General features: G+C 44.7%; 14 protein-coding genes. 7 read left to right on the top strand and 7 right to left on the bottom strand.

Translation table 11 applies throughout. From position 1 onward, the window contains the following. Nucleotides 1-238: 238 nt before the first annotated feature. A complete protein-coding gene (locus ACYTPF_RS18295; RefSeq protein ID WP_461853204.1) occupies nucleotides 239-1,513 on the top strand; it encodes a lytic murein transglycosylase in 1,275 nt (424 codons plus the stop codon). Between the two features lie 88 nt (nucleotides 1,514-1,601). On the opposite strand, the gene ACYTPF_RS18290 is transcribed toward ACYTPF_RS18295, so the two are convergent. Both ACYTPF_RS18290 and ACYTPF_RS18285 read right to left on the bottom strand, forming a co-directional pair. After that, nucleotides 1,602-2,414 (bottom strand): DUF4198 domain-containing protein, encoded by an 813-nt coding sequence (locus tag ACYTPF_RS18290; RefSeq protein ID WP_461853203.1) that lies wholly within the window; start codon nucleotides 2,412-2,414, stop codon nucleotides 1,602-1,604. A 179-nt stretch (nucleotides 2,415-2,593) separates the two neighbouring features. After that, nucleotides 2,594-5,317, bottom strand: a complete 2,724-nt coding sequence (locus ACYTPF_RS18285; protein ID WP_461853202.1) for an ATP-dependent RNA helicase — start codon at nucleotides 5,315-5,317, stop codon at nucleotides 2,594-2,596. Between the two features lie 185 nt (nucleotides 5,318-5,502). On the opposite strand from ACYTPF_RS18285, the gene thpR reads away from it, so the two are divergent. Continuing rightward, on the top strand, nucleotides 5,503-6,156 hold the full coding sequence (gene thpR, locus ACYTPF_RS18280; protein ID WP_461853201.1) for an RNA 2',3'-cyclic phosphodiesterase: 654 nt from the start codon (nucleotides 5,503-5,505) through the stop codon (nucleotides 6,154-6,156). Nucleotides 6,157-6,380: 224 nt separating this feature from the next. Then, on the top strand, nucleotides 6,381-7,235 hold the full coding sequence (purU, locus tag ACYTPF_RS18275) for a formyltetrahydrofolate deformylase (RefSeq protein ID WP_179982126.1): 855 nt from the start codon (nucleotides 6,381-6,383) through the stop codon (nucleotides 7,233-7,235). Between the two features lie 77 nt (nucleotides 7,236-7,312). Here the strand turns inward: purU and ACYTPF_RS18270 are convergent, their stop codons facing one another. After that, complete coding sequence (locus ACYTPF_RS18270; protein ID WP_461853200.1) at nucleotides 7,313-7,750, bottom strand: hypothetical protein; 438 nt, start codon at nucleotides 7,748-7,750, stop codon at nucleotides 7,313-7,315. A 105-nt stretch (nucleotides 7,751-7,855) separates the two neighbouring features. After that, nucleotides 7,856-8,374 carry a YgjV family protein gene (locus tag ACYTPF_RS18265; protein WP_179982124.1) on the bottom strand — a complete coding sequence of 173 codons (519 nt, stop codon included), beginning with the start codon at nucleotides 8,372-8,374 and terminating at the stop codon, nucleotides 7,856-7,858. A gap of 255 nt (nucleotides 8,375-8,629) precedes the next feature. Between ACYTPF_RS18265 and ACYTPF_RS18260 the strand changes: the two genes are divergently transcribed. Next, nucleotides 8,630-10,819 carry a M3 family metallopeptidase gene (locus tag ACYTPF_RS18260; protein WP_461853199.1) on the top strand — a complete coding sequence of 730 codons (2,190 nt, stop codon included), beginning with the start codon at nucleotides 8,630-8,632 and terminating at the stop codon, nucleotides 10,817-10,819. A 361-nt stretch (nucleotides 10,820-11,180) separates the two neighbouring features. Then, the gene (locus ACYTPF_RS18255) at nucleotides 11,181-13,091 is read left to right on the top strand and encodes a methyl-accepting chemotaxis protein (RefSeq protein WP_461853198.1); all 1,911 of its coding nucleotides are present in this window, start codon (nucleotides 11,181-11,183) and stop codon (nucleotides 13,089-13,091) included. A 55-nt stretch (nucleotides 13,092-13,146) separates the two neighbouring features. On the opposite strand, the gene ACYTPF_RS18250 is transcribed toward ACYTPF_RS18255, so the two are convergent. Then, nucleotides 13,147-13,734, bottom strand: a complete 588-nt coding sequence (locus ACYTPF_RS18250; protein WP_179982121.1) for a hypothetical protein — start codon at nucleotides 13,732-13,734, stop codon at nucleotides 13,147-13,149. A 189-nt stretch (nucleotides 13,735-13,923) separates the two neighbouring features. After that, a complete protein-coding gene (locus ACYTPF_RS18245; protein WP_461853197.1) occupies nucleotides 13,924-14,778 on the bottom strand; it encodes a hypothetical protein in 855 nt (284 codons plus the stop codon). Between the two features lie 213 nt (nucleotides 14,779-14,991). Here ACYTPF_RS18245 and ACYTPF_RS18240 point away from each other — a divergent pair, with 213 nt between their 5' ends. Next, nucleotides 14,992-16,800 (top strand): cation:proton antiporter, encoded by a 1,809-nt coding sequence (locus ACYTPF_RS18240; RefSeq protein WP_461853196.1) that lies wholly within the window; start codon nucleotides 14,992-14,994, stop codon nucleotides 16,798-16,800. A gap of 273 nt (nucleotides 16,801-17,073) precedes the next feature. On the opposite strand, the gene ACYTPF_RS18235 is transcribed toward ACYTPF_RS18240, so the two are convergent. Continuing rightward, nucleotides 17,074-18,384 (bottom strand): 3-deoxy-D-manno-octulosonic acid transferase, encoded by a 1,311-nt coding sequence (locus ACYTPF_RS18235; protein WP_461853195.1) that lies wholly within the window; start codon nucleotides 18,382-18,384, stop codon nucleotides 17,074-17,076. A 129-nt stretch (nucleotides 18,385-18,513) separates the two neighbouring features. Here ACYTPF_RS18235 and ACYTPF_RS18230 point away from each other — a divergent pair, with 129 nt between their 5' ends. Then, a complete protein-coding gene (locus ACYTPF_RS18230; RefSeq protein ID WP_461853194.1) occupies nucleotides 18,514-19,587 on the top strand; it encodes a glycosyltransferase family 9 protein in 1,074 nt (357 codons plus the stop codon). The last annotated feature ends 1 nt before the right edge of the window (nucleotide 19,588 follow it).

The raw sequence follows: 19,588 nt of genomic DNA, 5'->3' as shown, positions 1-19,588 counted from the left end.
ACATCGCATACTTTGCGATATAGGTTTAACGAACGTCGCTTAAAACGTTAGTTTTAATAGTATCAACATTACCATTCGGGCCGCCGCTCAACAACTGTTTCCAAATATGCACACCTAGAGCCCATTTACTATTGATGCGGGATAAAGTACTTCTGTACGCACTAGGAAAAGTGAATTTTACTCGCGTTTCACGGTCACAATGCGATAGCATGCTGGCAAGTAACACAGGAATCGTACTATGCGCTTAGCTTCATTTAAGTCTTCTTTTCTTTCTGATCATTCACCTAAGAAGGCCAAGTCTTACACCTCATTCATTCGTACATCTTTGGCTCTGCTTATTGCTAGTGCGTCGATTAACACCGCATATGCCAATGAACAATTTGCTAGCTGCACCGCCGTACTTGCAGATAAAGCAAAGCAAGAAGGGGTTAGCCAGCAAACCATTGATGATGTATTTCCTCACCTTGTTCATCAAGACCGTGTGATTGAGTTAGACCGAAGCCAACCTGAATTTGTACAAACCTTTCCAGGGTACTTTAGTAAGCGCGTTACCGATTGGCGCACTCAGAAAGGCAAAGAGATGTACGCTAAGCACGAAGCGCTTTTGCACAAACTCAGTGATAAGTATGGCGTGCCTCCTCACTACCTGCTCGCTTTCTGGGGCTTAGAAACAAACTTTGGCTCTTACAAAGGCAAAATGCCGGTACTTGATTCTCTTGCCACGCTGGCTTGTGACAAACGAAGAAGTAAATACTTTACCCAAGAGTTCCTTGTGGCCGTGAAGCTGATGGAACGGGAAAAGCTTCAAAAAGAAGACATGATTGGTTCGTGGGCTGGCGCTATGGGTCACACTCAGTTTATGCCTTCAGCCTATACACACTATGCCATTGACGGCGACGGCGACGGGCAAATTAATTTGTGGGCAAGTGAAGAAGATGCGTTATCTTCTGCCGCAAACTTCCTTGCAAGCCTAGGTTGGGAGCGCAGCTTCCGCTGGGGTCGTGAAGTGCAGTTGCCTGAGAACTTTGACTATCAAGAGTCTGGTTATAAAAATAGAAAACCTCTTAGCGAATGGAACGCTCAAGGCGTGAAGAAAGCCGATGGCTCTGCGCTGGGCGAAGACGATACCACAGCTTATGTTATCGTGCCTGCAGGGCATAACGGCCCTGCCTTTATTGCTTACAAAAACTTCCGCGTTATTATGCGCTGGAACAACTCTGAGTTTTATGCCATCGCCGTAGGTGTATTGGCCGACCGCATCGCTGGGGCGTCTGGTATTAAAGCAACCTTACCCGATCTCCCCGCCTACAGCCGCAAAGACATTATTGCGCTTCAAAGTAAGCTAAATAATTTAGGCTTCGATGTGGGCAAACCCGACGGCATCATTGGCCCTGCCACTCGCGAGGGTATCCGCAACTACCAAATTAGCAATAATATGATCGCAGATGGTTTTCCAGGTTTGGAAGTAATGGCAGCCCTCAACATTGACCTGGCAAGCAAGGCTACCTCTTAATCTTGATTAAAACAGCGCCCTTTCAAGGGCGCATTAATCATTTGGTATTTTTAGTAATCGGTAAGGTAAACACCGTCCAGCTTATTGGTTACTGAACGTATTCGAACGTTAGGCTTGAAAAGTAAGTTTCAAAATCTGCTGCAGAACTATTTGTAAGGGGTACGCCCCAAACCGTATTTAGCATAACAGGCCCTTCGACATTAACTTTAAACGTCGCCTTTCCTTCACTGTCAGTTTTAACCGCTTGCACTTCCACGCTGTGATCAACTAGGGATGCAGCATCGATAAGTGCATTGCTTAAGGGCTTTCCTTTGAACAACACCTGAACAGATAGAGTGTTATCTGAGAGTTTATAAGGGTGTTCAAGGGGCACTATTTCTAACGTGTGGCCAATTGGTTTTAGGGCATTGTCGGTCATTGCCTCACCCACTTGTACAATGGTTTTTGCTTTCCTTGAATAAAGCTCTTTTCCGGCGATATCGTTTTGCCCTCTCGCCTCGCGATGGCTTAATATCTCGGTTAAACCTTCGTCTTTCGCATACTGATTAAACTTCTTCGCTTTTAGTACACTAGTCGCATGGTAGCTTTCAAACCCTATAACGTGGGTGCCAGGTGAAAGCTCAACCGTTTTAGCCATGCCGGGCAGCATTGACGTTTTAGGTACTACGCTGGCCGCCATATCACTCACGCCGTTAGAAGAATAAGTGCGCAACGCGACTATCCTATCCCATGACAGGTTCCAGTGAGAGGTATCTTCTTTATGGCCCACTTTGAACTGCAAGGCAACAGCACTTGGCTCTTGTGAACGGTAGCTTGCTGGCTCTAACCAAAAATCGTGAGCCTGAGCACTTAAAGATGTAGCAAACAGAAAGCTCGCGGTGGCTAAACTGGATAATTTCATAGTGTAAGGTTACCTAAATAAAAGTTTGTACTTGCTACCATCAAGTTAGCTTAGTTTTTATTGTGTAACCACTGTCGTTAAAAACAGACTGTGTAAGAGACTGGCGTATAAGCAATGGCTAGTGTTTGAAATACACAACAATCAAATGAAAACAATAAGAGGTATGGCCGCATCAACGGCTACATATGTTTTTTTGTCTTGCTGGTCGGCAATGCATTGGCAGGATCATCCGGCCAAAAGTGCTTGGGGTAACGCCCCTTCATTTCTTTTTGTATTTCTTTATAGCTGCCTTGCCAAAACGCACCTAAATCACTGGTGGTTTGCAGTGGCCTACCTGCTGGCGACAGCAGTTCGCACACAACAGTAACTCGCCCACCCGCTAAGGTTAATGGAGCGCTTTGCGAATACAATTCTGGCATTTTGACCGACAGCACCACATCCCCATTGTCGCGATAATCTAGGCTAGCCTCTCTGCCCGTAGGAATAGTCACGTGAGTGGGCAAAAGCGTGGCCAATGCGTCTTGCTGAGGCCAAGATAAGCCATTATTCAAGGCAGTTTTCCACGGTAACTGCTTAAGGCTTTTGATACTTTTACAGCTTTTTAAAACAGGCGCTAGGCTGTCTTTTGCCCTATGCACCAAGTCGCTTATTGACAATGGCCAGGGATCTGGTTCGTCAAAAGCTTTATCTTGCGGTAGATTGAGCTTTGCGGCCAACTGAACTCTTCGCCACCATCGCCAATCGGCATCCGACAGTGGCCAATTGGATAACGGCAAGGTATTGAGATAGGCAAACCAAGCATCGCACATTGCGCTATCCCAAAACGCTTTTTCGCGGCTTTTTTCCTGTCCGGATACTGGCGCACTATTTAGCGTTATGTCATAAAACCCCGTACTTACTCTGGCTTCCATTACGCCAGTGTCGCTGTTAAGAATAACGCTACGCTTTTCGCTAAATGCGTCAGGGAAAGCTAAACGCAACCAGCGCTCGGGGACACGCTCAGCTAGGCGTATTGCCACTGTGCTTTTGATTAGCTGCCCCTCAAGCACCGCTATCCAAGGTTCGTTATCTTTCTCGCTTTCATTGGAAAATGTACTACCGGCTGTAGCGGTTAGCTCAGCCCCCTTCCCACTCGCCAACTTGTACTCAATAATATGAGACTGTGAAGCACTGCTCCCCGTAGCCCCCTTCGTTGTAACTTTCGAATTACCAAAATTACCGCCATGGTTGCTAGGCGCATTTCGCCGGTAGCCCACCTGCAAAGGAAAGGCGATGGCGATACAAAGGCCAAGGGCGTGTTCGTCTAATGCGTTGATGTCAGGCTTAAAACTCTGCGTTTTTCCCTTCTCGCTTTGCACATAGCGCGCATAACGAGAAGCCTGTTGTATAAGCTGATTGCGAGTACTGCTATTAGCATGAAGCAGCGCATCCATTACGTTTGTCGCACCATTTACATTAATATTGCTTTCGCTTATAGCCACTACAAAAGGTGCTGCAAAGCGAAGCGCACTATTTTCATCAGCACTTAGCCCCTCTATACCTATTTTTGCCGTTAGCAATAAATGGGCTAAATGAGGCTGACATGGCAACTGGGCCAACGCTCTTCCATAAGGGGTAATGTTTGCCTTTGAAACAGCATTAACTCGGCAAAGCTTTTGCTGTGCGACCTGCAGTTGTGCTTGTGTAGGTTGAGTCAATAATGCCAACGTATCTGGGCTGCTACCCCACGCCAGAGTATCAAGCAAGAAGCTGCTTAAGTCCTCTTTCTCAATTTGCGCCGCATTATGTTTGGCCAAACGCTCGAAGCTGCTTTTACTGCATAACCTATAGCAGGTACCGGCCATTACCCGTCCTGCTCGCCCTGCTCTTTGCGTGGCAGATGCCTGCGAAATACGTTGCTGGGTAAGCGCAGTAATATCGCTTGAAGGGTGATACTGAGCGCTGTTCTCCCACAGAGTATCAATAACTACTGTCACGCCTTCAATGGTTAAACTTGTCTCTGCAATATTGGTAGATAATATGATTTTTCGCCTGCCCTGTGGGTCTGGCGCTATGGCTGCTTGTTGTGCTGATTTTCCTACAGCGCCATAAAGCATGTGAACGGCTATGTCCGCACTTTCAGCTAACCCTTTTATTTCTCTGGCAACAGCATTTATGCTTCCTCGGCCGGGAAGGAACACTAAAATATCACCATCGTGCTCGCTTACTGCCTGTTTTATGAGATTACTGGTTTTCGGTACCAACTCATAAGCCTGCACATCTTGGGTGTAGCGAACATCAACAGGAAACATACGACCTTGCGTTTCCAAGTTCGCTACTGGCAGTACGCTAAACCCATTGAGCAATGTTTGAAGTGGCGCAATATCCAAGGTTGCCGACATCACCACTAGGCGTAAGTCATCGCGAAGCCCTGACTGGACTTCAAGTGCCAGCGCCAACCCAAAGTCACTATGAATACTGCGCTCATGAAATTCATCGAAGACAATAGCATCTACACCGGTAAGCTCTGGGTCTTGCTGAATCATGCGCGTTAATACGCCCTCGGTTATTATCTCAAGCCGAGTAGCTGACGACGTTTTTGACTCGCCCTTTATACGATAACCGACTGTTTCACCCACGTTTTCATTTAAATGTTTTGCTAAGTGGTCAGCAAGATTTCTTACCACCACCCGGCGAGGCTGCATGAGCAAGATTTTTCCTTTTAGCGAAGATTGCAGCAGCGATAAAGGCAGCACAGTAGATTTCCCTGCCCCCGGAGGCGCCCCTATGATGATGTTGTTAGTCGCTACGGCTTCTTGTAGCGGCGTAACAAGTTCATAAGCGGGTAGGTGAGAAAACGGTTGTAACATAAAGGGCATAAAGGTGTTATAAGTTGGTGGGTATAGTGTACCTGATGTAAACAATGCACTCGAACATCACAGCTATTTTTTTAAATTTGGTAAATACTCAATACGCGGGACTTGTTTTGGAACTCGTCCACAGCGCCATGATAAACTTATTATCGTACAGACGTTGCTGCCTTCTTAAGCTTGTGGACAGCAATACTGTTTAATGTACATAGATAGGGCAAATTTAAAGGAGGAAAGCTATGCGAAGCTTTATTGGTTTAGATCTTAGCGCCACAGAAAAACTTGCTCTAGATAGCTGGCGTCAACAGGCGTTGCCTGAAGTAATGCCTCGTCAATGGGTGAAAAGCGAGGTAACTCGTACTCGTAAGTCTGGCAACAAGCGTAACGAGCACATCAACAGCCAAGGGCCCGCAGTACCTTATGCTGTGCCAGCAGCAAACTTTCATATAACGCTTTGCTTTTTAGGCGAGATAAATCACCGTCAGCACGAAGCGCTTGTGTATGAACTCGATCAGCTCGTCAGTGAACCATTTTCTCTGACTCTCAATGCCACTGGGTTATGGAATGGGCCTAAAATACTCTTTGCTGCACCTACTGATACGCCAAAGGCACTTAATGAGCTCGCTAAATTGTCGCGAAAAGCGGCCCGTAAAGCGGCAATCGAAGTAGAAAACAGAGAGTATAAGCCTCACGTCACTCTTGTGAGAAAGGCTACGTCAACATTGCCGCTACCGCTTTACAGCCCAAGCGTAGACGTTCACATCTCAGCATTTCACTTATTTGAGTCTGTAACTACGCCGCAGGGAGTGACCTACCCTATTCGTCAATCTTGGCCGTTGAAACATAATATGTCGGTAAGAGAGAAACTTCGCCGCGGTATTACAGACGAGTAAACCAGCTAAATAATGAATGGCGAACTAAGAAAAATGTACTGCCGCACCGGATTATCCGCACCTGTAAAACTATGACAAACGCCTTTTTATGGCTAAGCAGCTTTGATCTATGGGTGTGATTATGAGTTATAGCAATTTAAGCTTGTTTTAAATTGCCTATAGCCTTTACAACGCCTAGCGTCACGGGTAAAAAGATAGCCTGTTTTTTTATTCAAACTGCCCACATGCAACAAACATTTAGATTAGTTATAGACTGCCCTGACCAAATCGGGCTAGTTGCCAGCGTGTCGCAATTTTTAGCCGACCATAACGCTACCATCGTTGAGGCCAGCCATCATACCGATTTACAGACCGGCCGCTTTTTCATGCGCCATGAAATTAGTACAGATTCGCTAAAACTAGACCACCAAAGCTTTGTTAAAGAGTTCACCCCACTTGCTAACGAGTATCAGATGAACTGGAAACTCAGTGATTCAGACAAAAAACAGCGCGTTGCTTTGTTAGCGAGCCTTGAGTCTCACTGTTTAGTTGACCTGCTTCATCGCTGGCATACTGGCGAGCTGCACTGTGATATTCCAGTGATTATTGGCAACCACCCGCAAATGAAACAGTTTGCTGACTGGTACAAAGTACCTTTTCATTGGGTAGACTTTAAAGCCTTAGGAAAAGAAGCAGCATTTGCGCAAATCACCACCTTACTTCAAGAGTACAAAATTGATTTGACCGTGCTTGCCCGTTTCATGCAGATTTTACCTGATACGCTATGCCAAGAGCTGGAAGGTAAAGCCATTAACATTCACCACAGCTTCCTACCTAGCTTTGCCGGCGCTAAGCCATATCAGCAAGCTTATGATCGCGGCGTAAAATTAATTGGCGCAACGTGTCATTACGTCACCAAAGACTTAGATGAAGGTCCGATCATTGAGCAAAGCGTAAAACGTATCAGCCATAGCGACAGCGCAGCTGACATGGTGCGCAAAGGTAAAGACTGTGAAGTAACCGCACTGGCTCACGGTGTGCGCTACCATTTAGAAGACCGCGTAATTATTCACAGAAACAAAACCGTGGTATTCGCGTAAGCTTTTACAATTACCTAATAAAAAAGCCCGACAGTAACATTACTCTCGGGCTTTGATTTGGTCGACTCTCGCTCTATCTAGACATTCTTTTTCACGTTATTGAACCCATCTTCACCAAGTACTTCTTGAAGCCTAGCTTTTATTACGGCTTCCTTGTGTGGATAGTGAAAATCGAAACCTCTGCCATTCCTATCTAAAATTACTCCTAGATATTGGTGAGAAAAATTAAGCGCATAAATCGTGTCAGCATTCACTTTTAGTGGCTCGCGGTCATAACCGTGCAAATAGTGAAACACAACGCTCTCATTCTCTTTTTCTATTAAGCTTTCGATAGAATATTTCCTGCTAAGGCCCCTGCTTCTGAAATAGGAAACATAGCCAATAAGAAGCCCTACACTACTAATGGTCATTGCAAGCTTTAGATCGTCTTCTACATTTAAGCGCAGGACAAAAAGCGCCAATAGAAAAGCCGGAACAGCGAAAAATAGAGCTTTGTCGATGGATTTACGTTGCATTACCTTGCCTGTGGATTCAATTCCGTTTGACCATAAATACATCACAAAAAGACTATATATTCAACAGCGTAGCCTTCTTTTCGCCTATATTGGTTTAATCGTCAACTAAATTGGGCTAGTGCGCATGGCACGTCTAAGCTTCATGTAGTACCACAGGTTTGATACTGCAAATAGCGCTTCAGTAATAGCTAAGCCCCACGTTTGAGTAATCACACCGTATGCCGTGAAGTTGATTGAACCTATAATCATACATACGCGAAGGCCAGCCTCTTTACAATGCAGTTCGCCAAAGCGATAAGCCATAAAAGTTAACACAGGCATAGCCTCAATCAGCGAGGTTTTACCGGTTAAATTATTTACTGTCAGTACAATCACCATCATAGTGATTAAGGTAATGTAAGTTGCAATAGGCGACAGCAGCTTATTTTTTATTATGCGATAGCTGGTACTCATTCCTGCTACCGTTATAACTACAACTCCTCCCCATGCTTGCTCAAAAGCCAAAAGAGAACCAATAGCAATACATAAACCTAAATTCAGCAGCAGTAACTTGCGTTCAGTATTCGACCAAAAGGAGGCCAAGGCGAATGCTACGGGAAACCCGTGGAGAAGAAATTCAAACATGGTGATCACAGTAAATAAGTCAGTGGTTTACGCGCTGTGGAATACAGCTAATTCAGAACGCGCGCAGTGTAATTTCCAACCAGCGCAAAGCCAATCAAAATTTGTGCAATTTCGACGAATTGCATACCAGTACGATTTCCCCTCCAAACCGCTGTACTGCAAGGAATTACGTTAAAGAGCATTTAACTTATTTTTACATTATCTTAAGATGGTTTTTGTCAAAAAACCTATAGATAAAAACAGACAGGAAAACTCATGGGTAAATTTAAAACATCACTTACCGCTATAGCGGTTGTGGTTGCACTTGGTGCATGTTCACAGCAAAAGGCACCAGAAACGTCTAGCACAGAAGTGCAAAATACAACGGCATCTCAACAAGCACAGTTTGATAACGTGCTGCTTCAAGAGTTTAAAGGCCCCTATGGCGGTGTACCTGCGTTTGATAAGATGAATTTGGAAGATTTAAAGCCTGCGCTGGAAAAAGCTATGGAATTGAATCTTAAAGAAATTGAAGCCATCGCGAACAACGAAGCGCCACCAACGTTTGAAAACGTTATTGTAGAAATGGAGCGAGCAGGTGCTGAGCTTGGTCGCGTATTCACTTACTACGGCATTTGGAGTTCAAACAAGTCGAGCCCAGAATTCCGCGAAATTCAGGCAGAGATGTCGCCTAAGCTATCAGCTTTCTTCACGCAAATTACGCAAAACGAAAAGCTTTTTGAAAGAGTTAAAACGGTATATGAATCTGACGAGTTAGATTCACTTACGCCAGAAGAACAGCGTATAACATGGATGACCTACAATAGCTTCGCACGCAATGGTGCGACCTTAGATGGCGAAGCGAAGAAGCGCTATGCTGAAATTAACCAAGAGCTTGCTACGCTACACACTAACTTTTCTAACAATGTACTAGCAGACGAAGAAAACTACGTTACCTATATTACTGAAGACCAGCTTGACGGTTTGCCAGCCTCATTTGTTAAGGCAGCAAAAGCGGCAGCCGAGTCTCGCGGCGAAGAAGGTAAATATGCAATTACCAATACGCGTTCGTCAATGGACCCGTTCTTAACATACTCCACCAATCGAGAGCTTCGCGAGAAAGTATGGCGTACTTACTACAACCGCGGTGATAATGCTGACAAGTTTGATAACAACGACATTATTAAACGTATCTTAACTCTTCGTGACGAGCGCGTTGAGCTATTAGGTTACGAAAATTACGCTCAGTGGCGCTTAGAAGATCGCATGGCAAAGAACCCAGAAAATGCCATGGACCTTATGATGAAAGTATGGCCTGCCGCTATTGCTCGCGTTGAAGAAGAAGTGGCCGACATGCAAGCCATTGCAGATGAAGAAGGTGCAGACATTACTATTGCACCTTGGGACTACCGCTTCTATGCAGAGAAAGTACGCCAAGCGAAATACGACCTAGACTCAAACGAAGTAAAGCAGTACTTACAGCTTGATAAGCTTCGCGAAGCGATGTTCTACGTGGCTGGTCGCTTGTTCAACTTCAATTTCACGCCTGTTGAAGAAGGCAAAGTGCCGGTTTTCCACGAAGACGTGAAAGTATGGGAAGTAACCGACAAAGACAGCGGTGAACACATTGGTCTTTGGTATCTTGACCCGTTCTCACGTCAGGGTAAGCGCTCTGGCGCTTGGGCAACTACATATCGCTCTTACACCACGTTCGATGGTAAGAAGACCGTATTGTCTTCTAACAACTCGAACTTCGTAAAAGGCGCTGAAGGCGAAGCCACGCTTATTTCGTGGGACGATGCTGAAACCTACTTCCACGAATTTGGCCATGCACTTCACTTCTTAGCGTCTGACGTTGAATACCCGTCGTCGCATTCTGGCGTGCGCGATTACACTGAGTTCCAGTCTCAGTTATTAGAGCGCTGGTTAACTACTGATGAGGTCATCAACAACTACTTGGTTCACCACGAAACAGGTGAGCCTATTCCTGCTGAGCTGGTAGAAAAAATTAAAAAGGCTTCAACCTTCAACGAAGGCTTTAAAACTACCGAGTACATGGCTTCTGCCATTATGGATCTGAAGTACCACACTACCGACCCTAGCAAGATTGACCCTGATACTTTTGAGCGCGAAGAGCTTAAGAAGCTGGACATGCCGGAAGAAATTGTGATGCGTCACCGCTCACCTCATTTCGGCCACGTATTCTCAGGCGAAGGTTATGCGGCGGCCTATTATGGTTACATGTGGGCAGAAGTGCTAACTGCTGATGCTGCAGAAGCCTTTATGGAAGCACCGGGTGGTTTCTACGATAAAGAAGTGGGCGACCGCTTAGTGAAATACCTATTTGCTGTGCGTAACGCAATGGATCCAGCTGAAGCGTATCGCAAATTCCGTGGCCGTGATGCCAAAGTAGACGCACTAATGCGCGACCGCGGTTTCCCTATTCCTAAGGAAACGAAAGAGTAAGCGTTAGCTGATGCTCTAATAAGCATTGCTTAAACTAGCCCTCGGTTCTATGAGTAGCCCGAGGGCTTTTTCGTTTATCTTTACTACCAGTCCACATAGATAAAGTCTAATATTTTTTGTTGACCTGTTGGTCAATTATGCTTCACAATCGTTTTTACCTATTTATTAGCAAAAAGTATAAACTTTACAAACAATAGGTCGATAACTTCTCTGCGCTTTAAAAAATAATAAAAGCACGAGCGTAAGAATCATAAAGTAGTACTGGCCCGCCTAGGATTCAGTATCAGACGTTGCTGTGCCTGCAATGCCACGTCACCTTTAATCTATAAATTTTCAGCATTAACTTACGTGGTCGAAAGTCATGACTTTCAGTATTAAACAAAAACTCATTATCTCTCTTATTGTGGCAGTACTTGCCGCAGCTATTCTTGTAGGTTCAATTAGCCAATGGATTGCCCGTGATCTCGTTAAAGAGAACATGGAAGAACTACAGCTCCCTTCTTTACTGAAACAGGTTGGCAACCGCGTAGACAGAGAGGCCAGTGTAATGCTGACTGTGGCGCACAGCATTGCCTCTAACCCCGATATTCTCGCTTGGTCATCAGCCGGCGCCGATAGCGCTGGCGAACGGCGTTTACTGGGCTATCTAAATAATATAGTTGAATTTAACGATTTAACGGTAGCCTCGTTTGTAGACAGAAACACCTACAAATATTGGAACCAAGATGGCTTTTTGCGTGTACTTAAGAACGATGAGTTCGACGGGTGGTTTTTCGCTTACAAAAATAGTGGCGAACCCATCTCGCTGAGTTTGTACAACGAACCCGGACAGGGTTACCGCCTGTTTGCGAATTATCAGCAAGTAAACGGCAGAGGTATGTCGGGTGTCGCTAAATCGGTAGATGAGTTATTAGGTATTATCAATGCCGTTAAAATTGCACAAACCGGATTTGTCTTTCTTGTAGACGGTAGCGGTACTATTATCGCACACCCCAATACTGAGTTACTGGGCAAAGCCAAATTAGCGACAATAAGTGATTCGAACACAGCAGCACAACTGCTTAATCGTCAGGGTTTCGCTATGGCCACCAGCGACTCAGCAGGCGATACTCAGTTATTTGCCAGTACCTATGTGGAAAAGGCGGGTTGGTACGTAGTAGCGCAAGTACCCGAGCACGAACTTTATGCATCGTTAGATGCTGGTAGCCGCCAAATCATTATATGGGCGTTGATCATAGCCGGTGCTTTTGCATTCATCGGTATATGGCTAGCTGGAACCCTTACCAAACCACTTGAATCACTCGCTGATGTTTTCCAACAGCTCGGCAGAGGGCAAGGCGATTTACGTTCTCGAATTCCTATGCCTGAACAAAAAGAAATTGCCCGCTTAGTAGAAGGGTTTAATAACTTTATCGACCACCTTCACGGCACTATCTCTCAAGTGGCTAAAACAAGCCATGCATTAAAAGCATCGGCTCAGGATGTAGCAAAGCAATCTCATCAAACTGAAAACTCTACTAAAAACCAACGGGATCAGACGTTGCAAGCAGCTGCGGCATTAACGCAGATGGGCAGTACAGTAAATGAAGTGGCACAGTCAGCTACTCATGCCGCGCAAAATGCGAATTTAGCAACCACAAACTCGGCTCACGGTCGCGAAATTACTCAGCGTGCAGTGCATGCGATAAACGGCCTGTCAGAGCAAATTCAAGATGTATCACGAGTTATTCAGTCGCTAGATGAACACACTGCAGCCATTGGCGGTATCCTTGATACGATAAGAGGTATTTCGGAGCAAACTAACCTACTTGCGCTTAATGCTGCAATTGAAGCAGCGCGGGCTGGCGATCACGGACGAGGCTTCTCGGTTGTTGCCGATGAGGTTCGAACTTTGGCGCAACGTGCCGCCCAAGCGACTGATGAAATACAGGTTAAAATTGACAAGTTCCAGCAAGATTCTAAATCTGCGGTTTCGCAAATGGAGTCAAGCCGTACGCGCACCACTGATGTTGTAACCGCAACCACTGAGATTGACAAGTTGCTTCAAGATATCGCCGAAGAGATTGCTCATATCAATGATGTGAATACGCAAGTTGCCACTGCAACCGAAGAACAAGCGACTGTGGTTGAAGATATAAACCGAAACATCAACGATATTAGTGCATCTAGTGAAGAAACCTTAAATGCAACGCAAATATTGGTGAATGTAAGTGACAAACTTGACGAGCTGGCGCAGGAACTTTCGCTAGAAGTGAGCAGATTTAAGTTGTAAGAAGCTTATAGTGCTATACGCCAAACAGTTGGTAAAAAACCTTGTTCGCCATTATTTAGAAGGTAATGGCGTATTGCACTTTTACTTGATTATCACGGCTTGAGCGCCACGGTAGTTGAAGTGAGGCACCACCACTTTCCCACGATTCTCTCATGGCGCCTACAGTAAGTAGGTGCCTATCTTCGTTAAACGGAACTTCAACGTATAGGCCAGCCGTTGTGCTAGTTGGTAGTCTTATCGTATCAGCAACCGGGATACGCATTTCATGACGAGGGCGCACTTTATGGCTCAACCCTAAGCGGTAATCTCCTCTATCCCACCAGCTGACTACTTCGAACTCGTGGCTTTTCACGCGCTGAGATAAAACACCGTAGTCAAGAAGCCCTTTGTTGTAGTGCACAATGGCTTCAATGTTAAACATTGGCGCTATTTTTTGGCTGAATGCTAATTGGTACTGCTTCTGTTTACAGCCTTTGAATTTAATTTTGTTTTTGGTGAGAGTTAAAGAGAAGATATCATCGCTGTCTGAATACTTGTTTAGCCATTGTTGCGCTTTTTCAACCACGGAAGCATTAGCAGCACCTGCCATCATTAAACATGAGCAAGTGCACATTGCCAAAATAGCATGTACGAAACGTCTCATCTTCGCCCCTCTTAAAATGTGGTTTATTAAAACAAACGTAAACACAGTTTTAGTATAGGCAGGAAAGAGGGTAATTGGGTATTAGCCATTTTACTAACAACAGCTAAAAGATAACTTAAATAGAATTGTGACGAGTGATGAAAGCGCGCTTGCTCACAGTTGTTAACAAGCGTAACGACCGAATTTTGCTTATTTTTTTGTTATTTGAGCGCTAGACAATGACGCCTTGCGCCCTTCCGTTGCTTCTTCACTAAACCAATAGGTGCCCTTGTTATCTACGCATACACCTTCAACTTGCTTATATCGCTCTAACGGCCATATATCAAAAAGCGTATAGTCTTGTGAAATTTGAGCGATAAACGTTGCGAAATTGCCAAAGGGATCTGATTTATACCCTGTGATAACGAACATGCCTTGATGATGGTCGAAATCAACGCCAGTTACTACACCTGGTAGGCCTTCAATCGATGCAAAGGGGCTGATGGTTTGCTCTGTTTCCCCTTCGTTGACCTTGTAAACATGAGTAATGCCCGTTCTCCAGCTTTTTGAGAACAGAAGCAGTTCATTACCGTACTTGACCATCGCTTCTGAATCGAAATCGTGTGCGTAAGGAATATTGCTCGAAGCATTATTGCCTGCATATTTTAGCGTGAAGGTAGTTATTTCGTTTGTGTTGCGGCGATTTACTTTGTGAACTTCAACCTTCTCTCTTTTTCCTTTATTGTTTCCAACATCTGCAATGTAAAACGACGTGTCATCAGCGGTTATTGCTTCCCAGTCTCTATTAGTCAGTGGTAAACGCGTCCGCTCGGTTATCTCACCTTGGTAATTAATACGGTAAATTACCGGTGCGTTGCCTGAGTCATTAAGCGAATACATACTATCAATTTCACAAAACAAACCCGACGTTTCCGAAAGCTCTTCAGGCAATTCCACAACACTCTTAACGTTAAACGAAGCGCCCGAGGTAGGATATTGATTCGCGCATGCAGACGCTAGTAAAAGCGCTGACGTCAAAAGTGCAAGTTTAAAAAGAGAGTTCAAAAAAGTCGTTCCTAAAAGACCGGTAATCTCTTGTAATAATACCAAAGCTTTTAAACATCTAATATGTATTTAGCGCGCTAAAAATGGTCTATTGGTCTAAACTTCAAACCCAAGCGTATATCGCTATGGGCTAATGCTTGGCCTAAAGTCTCTATATGACAAATATTTAGGCTGATATAGGATGAATAAATAATAACGCGATAAGGATTCACTTTGTCAGACCCGCTTCTCTCACTCGTTGCAGTAGGACTGCTGTCAATTACATGCCAATACTTAGCTTATAAGGTAAGGCTTCCTGCAATTTTGCCGCTCTTAATAGTCGGTATTGTTGTCGGCCCGGTATTCGGTGTACTTAATGCGGACGACTTATTCGGCGATTTATTGTTTCCCGTCGTTTCTCTCTCTGTTGCCATTATCTTGTTCGAGGGCTCACTGACGCTAAAGTTTAGTGATATTGCAGGCCATGGCAATATGGTGAGGAACCTGTGCTCTATCGGTGTCTTAGTCACTTGGGTGGTTGCGGCGACAGCCGCACACTATAGCCTAGACCTTTCATGGCAGTTGTCCTTTTTGTTCGGTGCAATTGTTACTGTAACTGGACCTACCGTTATTGTTCCCATGTTAAGGACTGTACGACCTAAAACCAACCTAGCCAATATCTTACGTTGGGAAGGTATAGTTATCGATCCCATTGGAGCCTTGTTAGCGGTACTGGTATTCGAATTCATCGTAGCGTCACAAGAAACAGCTATTACACATACACTCATTGCCTTTGGAAAAACCGTTGGTATAGGCTCCGTATTGGGGCTTGCCTCAGGCTATTTACTGGGCCTATCTATTCGTAAGGAATGGATCCCCCACTATCTGCTTAATACCGCTGTGTTAACCGTTATTTTAGGTGTATTTGCAGCATCAAACTACGTAGCGCATGAATCGGGCCTTTTGGCGGTGACCATCTCTGGTATGGTGTTGGCCAACATGAAAGATGTTGATGTAGAAGACATCCTCGAATTTAAAGAAACCCTAAGCGTTTTACTTATTTCAGGTTTATTCATACTGCTTGCTACGCGACTGAACTTACAGTCTGTCATCGATGTAGGATGGGGATCGATTGTGGTGCTAGCCGCTATTATGTTTATAGCCCGCCCCCTGTCAGTATTAGCATCGTCCATTGGTACTGGACTTAAGCTAAATGAATTAGCGTTGCTAAGTTGGATTGCTCCGCGTGGTATCGTTGCTGCAGCAGTCTCAGCCCTTTTCTCTCTTAAGCTTGAAGAAATCGGTTATGAAGGAGCGGGTATTATCGTTCCTATCGTCTTTATGGTGATTATCGCGACGGTTGTAGTGCAAAGTCTTACCTCTCGCAGTGTTGCATCTCTTCTTAAGGTTAGAGCGCCGGCGCCTACTGGCTACCTTATTTTTGGAGGTAGCAAATTCAATCGCGCCCTTGCGTGTGAAATGTTGAATCAAAAGTTGGACGTGACTATTGCAGATACTAACTGGGATGCGATTAGAGAGGCGCGCATGATGGATATTCCGGTGTATTTCGGTAATCCTATGTCCGATCATGCTGCTCGACATCTCGATTTAAACACCTTTGGCACTGTATTGATAATGTCGCCTTACAAACAATTGAACCCACTTATTGCTTATCACTTTGAGTACACTATGGGTAAAGACAAAGTGTGGGCGCTAACCAATAATGAACAGTCTACGCGACCTAGTCACCAAGTTAGCGAGCAGTATGCTAAAAAGCTTACGTTATTTGATGAGGGTGTTACCTATGGCTATTTAGCGTCAGCCATTGCCCGTGAATCTGCGGTTAAAACGACCCGGCTTTCAGAAGAGTTTACCTTTGAGCAGTATACGAAGCAGTATGGTGAACGGGCTACGCCGCTTATTGCCATTAATGCCGAAGGTAAAAGCTTCACCTTTATTAACGGAAACAGCATTCAGCCTAAAGCTGGCTGGCGTATTATCAGCTTGATTGAGCCAGAGCTTGAACAAAAAATAGAAGAGTAAAAATAAGAAAACCTCCTGCCTTTCGGCAGGAGGTCTCTCCCTGGAGAACACGTAACACAGTGCCCTTTTTAAAGGTGCGTTTTTATTTGGATTTTACTGCCGATACGCTGTCGTAGCCTTTATAGCAAAGAGTAGACCAAATAAACAAATCCCATTATTTACAATAACTTACATTGTTTTGCACACCCTGGCTTTAACAGGCACATCATAAAAAACCCCATTAAAGTGCACAGTGCGCACTATTAAGGGGCCCACTTTTTAACCATAAAACAATTAGTTAACGTATTTTCGTATGCACTGAACAGTAGCTTCAAGAGCACCACTATTTTCTTCTAATACTTTACGGCCAGCTTGTCCTGCCTTTTCTCGCTCATTGGGTTTTAGAAGCCATCTATTCACAATCGCCGACATTGCTTCCCCACTCTCTACTTTTATCAGCGCGCCACACTCTTCTAAGTAACTGCAGATAACCGGATTATTATAAGTGTGAGGGCCCATTATTATCGGAATAGAAAAGCTTGCAGGCTCTAGGGCATTGTGACCCCCTCTATCAGCTATGGAGCCACCAACAAAGGCGAAAGAAGCCACCGCATAGGCATCATTTAATTTGCCCATCTCATCGAGTAACACCACATTGGTATCTTCTGGTACGGATTGCACCTGAGAACTTCGAACAAAGGGTAGCGATTTAGCTTCAATAAGCTTAGCTACCGTATCGAAACGCTCAGGGTGACGTGGAACAATAATTACTTTGAAGGAAGGGCTTTGTTGCCACAACTCTTTTGCTGCTTGAAGTACCGCTTCTTCTTCAAGGTCATGGGTACTCCCCGCTACAAGTATGGGGTAATCTGCTCGATTCAAACCTAAAAAAGGATGGTCCGGCGCGGTAGCAGAAGCTACCTGGTCGAACTTGATGTTGTTAGTAAGCGTAAGCTTTTTATCGGGCACCCCAAGCCATGCATAATTTTTGTAGTCGCGCTGCCCTTGGGCACAAATATGGTAAAGCTTAGCGAGCATAGGGTTAAACAACTTACCAATCTTTTTATAACGTCTGGCAGACCTATCGGTCATACGGGCGTTGACGACCATTACAGGTATATCCCGTTTCCAGCATGCGTGGATAAGGTTAGGCCATAACTCTACCTCGGTGATTAGCACAGCTTTGGGCTGAATTCTTTTAAGCATTCCTGCCATAGCCATATGCAGATCGTAAGGTAAGTAAAAGTGATGCACGCTGTCACCGAAGATTGCGCGCACCCGCGCAGAGCCCGTAGGCGTAGTGGTGGTCACCGTAATCTGGCAATCGGGCTCATCCGCCATGATACGTTTAATTAAACAAGAAGCCGCAACCACCTCACCCACTGAAACACAGTGAAATAAGTATCCGTCTTTTTTAGGTGCATGTGCGACGAACCCAAAGCGTTCAAACCTTCTCCGGTTATAGTCTTTGTTTCTGGTGGTACCTCTTAGCATTAACTGTAAAAAGGCGAAGGGAATAATGAACACTAATATCAGCGAATATCCCCATCGGCATATATCTTCAATAAGTGTGGGTTTGTAGCCGTTACGCTCGGCAGCAAACATAAATTGTCCTTAATGGTAAACATAAACGCATGCATAATCGTTAATACAATGTGCGTCATTAAAGTGTCGTCAAACTGTGATGATATTGCTAGCTAGTTAGCTTCACGTGAATTTTGAAAGCCTATTCTAATGCCTAAAAACGTACAACAAATTCTTTTTATCAGGCTTAGCGCAATTGGCGATATTGTAATGGCTTCTGGCCTACCGTCTAGCATAAAGCAAAGTTATTCCCAATACGGAGAGCCTGTTGAATTAACTTGGCTAGTAGAAGCTCCCTATGTCGCGCTAGTTAAAAGTCAGCCCTATGTAGACCACGTTATTGCGTGGCCTAAAAACGAATGGCGAGCGCTATTAAAGGCTAAAAAGTACTGGGCGCTTTTTAAAACTATAAAAGCGTTCAGAAAACAGCTCAGAGAAAAGAACTTCAAAGTAGCAATTGAAGCACAAGGATTGTTGAAAAGCGCCTTTTTCGCTTACGTCAGTGGTGCATCACAGCGCATAGGTTTTAAAAGCAAAGAAAATAGCCAAAGATTACTTACTCTCGCGCTAGATAAGCCAATATCACAACAGATTAGCAGCGAATATCGACACCTCGCTAAAACACTATATTCACTTTGTAGCGCTGAAAACAATAATAGCCAAGGCTATGAAATGTGCATCAGATCAAGTAGCGCTGCCATGCAGTCAGCGATATCGAAAACTAGTCACTTAGGCTTAACAGAACCCTTTATAGCCATCGCGCCCTTTACCACTCGCCCTCAAAAGCATTGGCCTTCTGAACACTGGCAAAATTTAATTCACAGGGTACGTAATCACTCTAGTTTACCTATAGCCATTTTAGGAGGTCCTGGTGATGCAGCAAAAGCCGAAGCCTTAACCTTTGAATGTAACGGCGTAATTTCGCTCGCAGGAAAAATTAGCTTAGAGGAGTCCGTGAGCGTGCTGTCACTTTGCCATGCGTTTGTTGGTGTAGATACGGGTCTTACCCATTTAGCTACAATTTATAAAAAACCTACTGTTGCCATTTTTGGTTCAACAAGACCCTACACCATAACCGACAATGCATATACCCATGTACTGTTTAAAGATATGCCTTGCGCCCCATGTAAACGAAAACCCACGTGCAATGGGCGCTTTGACTGCATGACGCTAGTTACACCTGAACAAGTCTTTAATCAGCTTAAAACATACATAAGCCACTAGT

It is taken from the genome of Alteromonas sp. HB246098, from assembly GCF_054890645.1.
The sequence above is the reverse complement of the archived record's forward strand: the minus strand, read 5'-3'. Positions and strand labels throughout refer to the sequence as shown.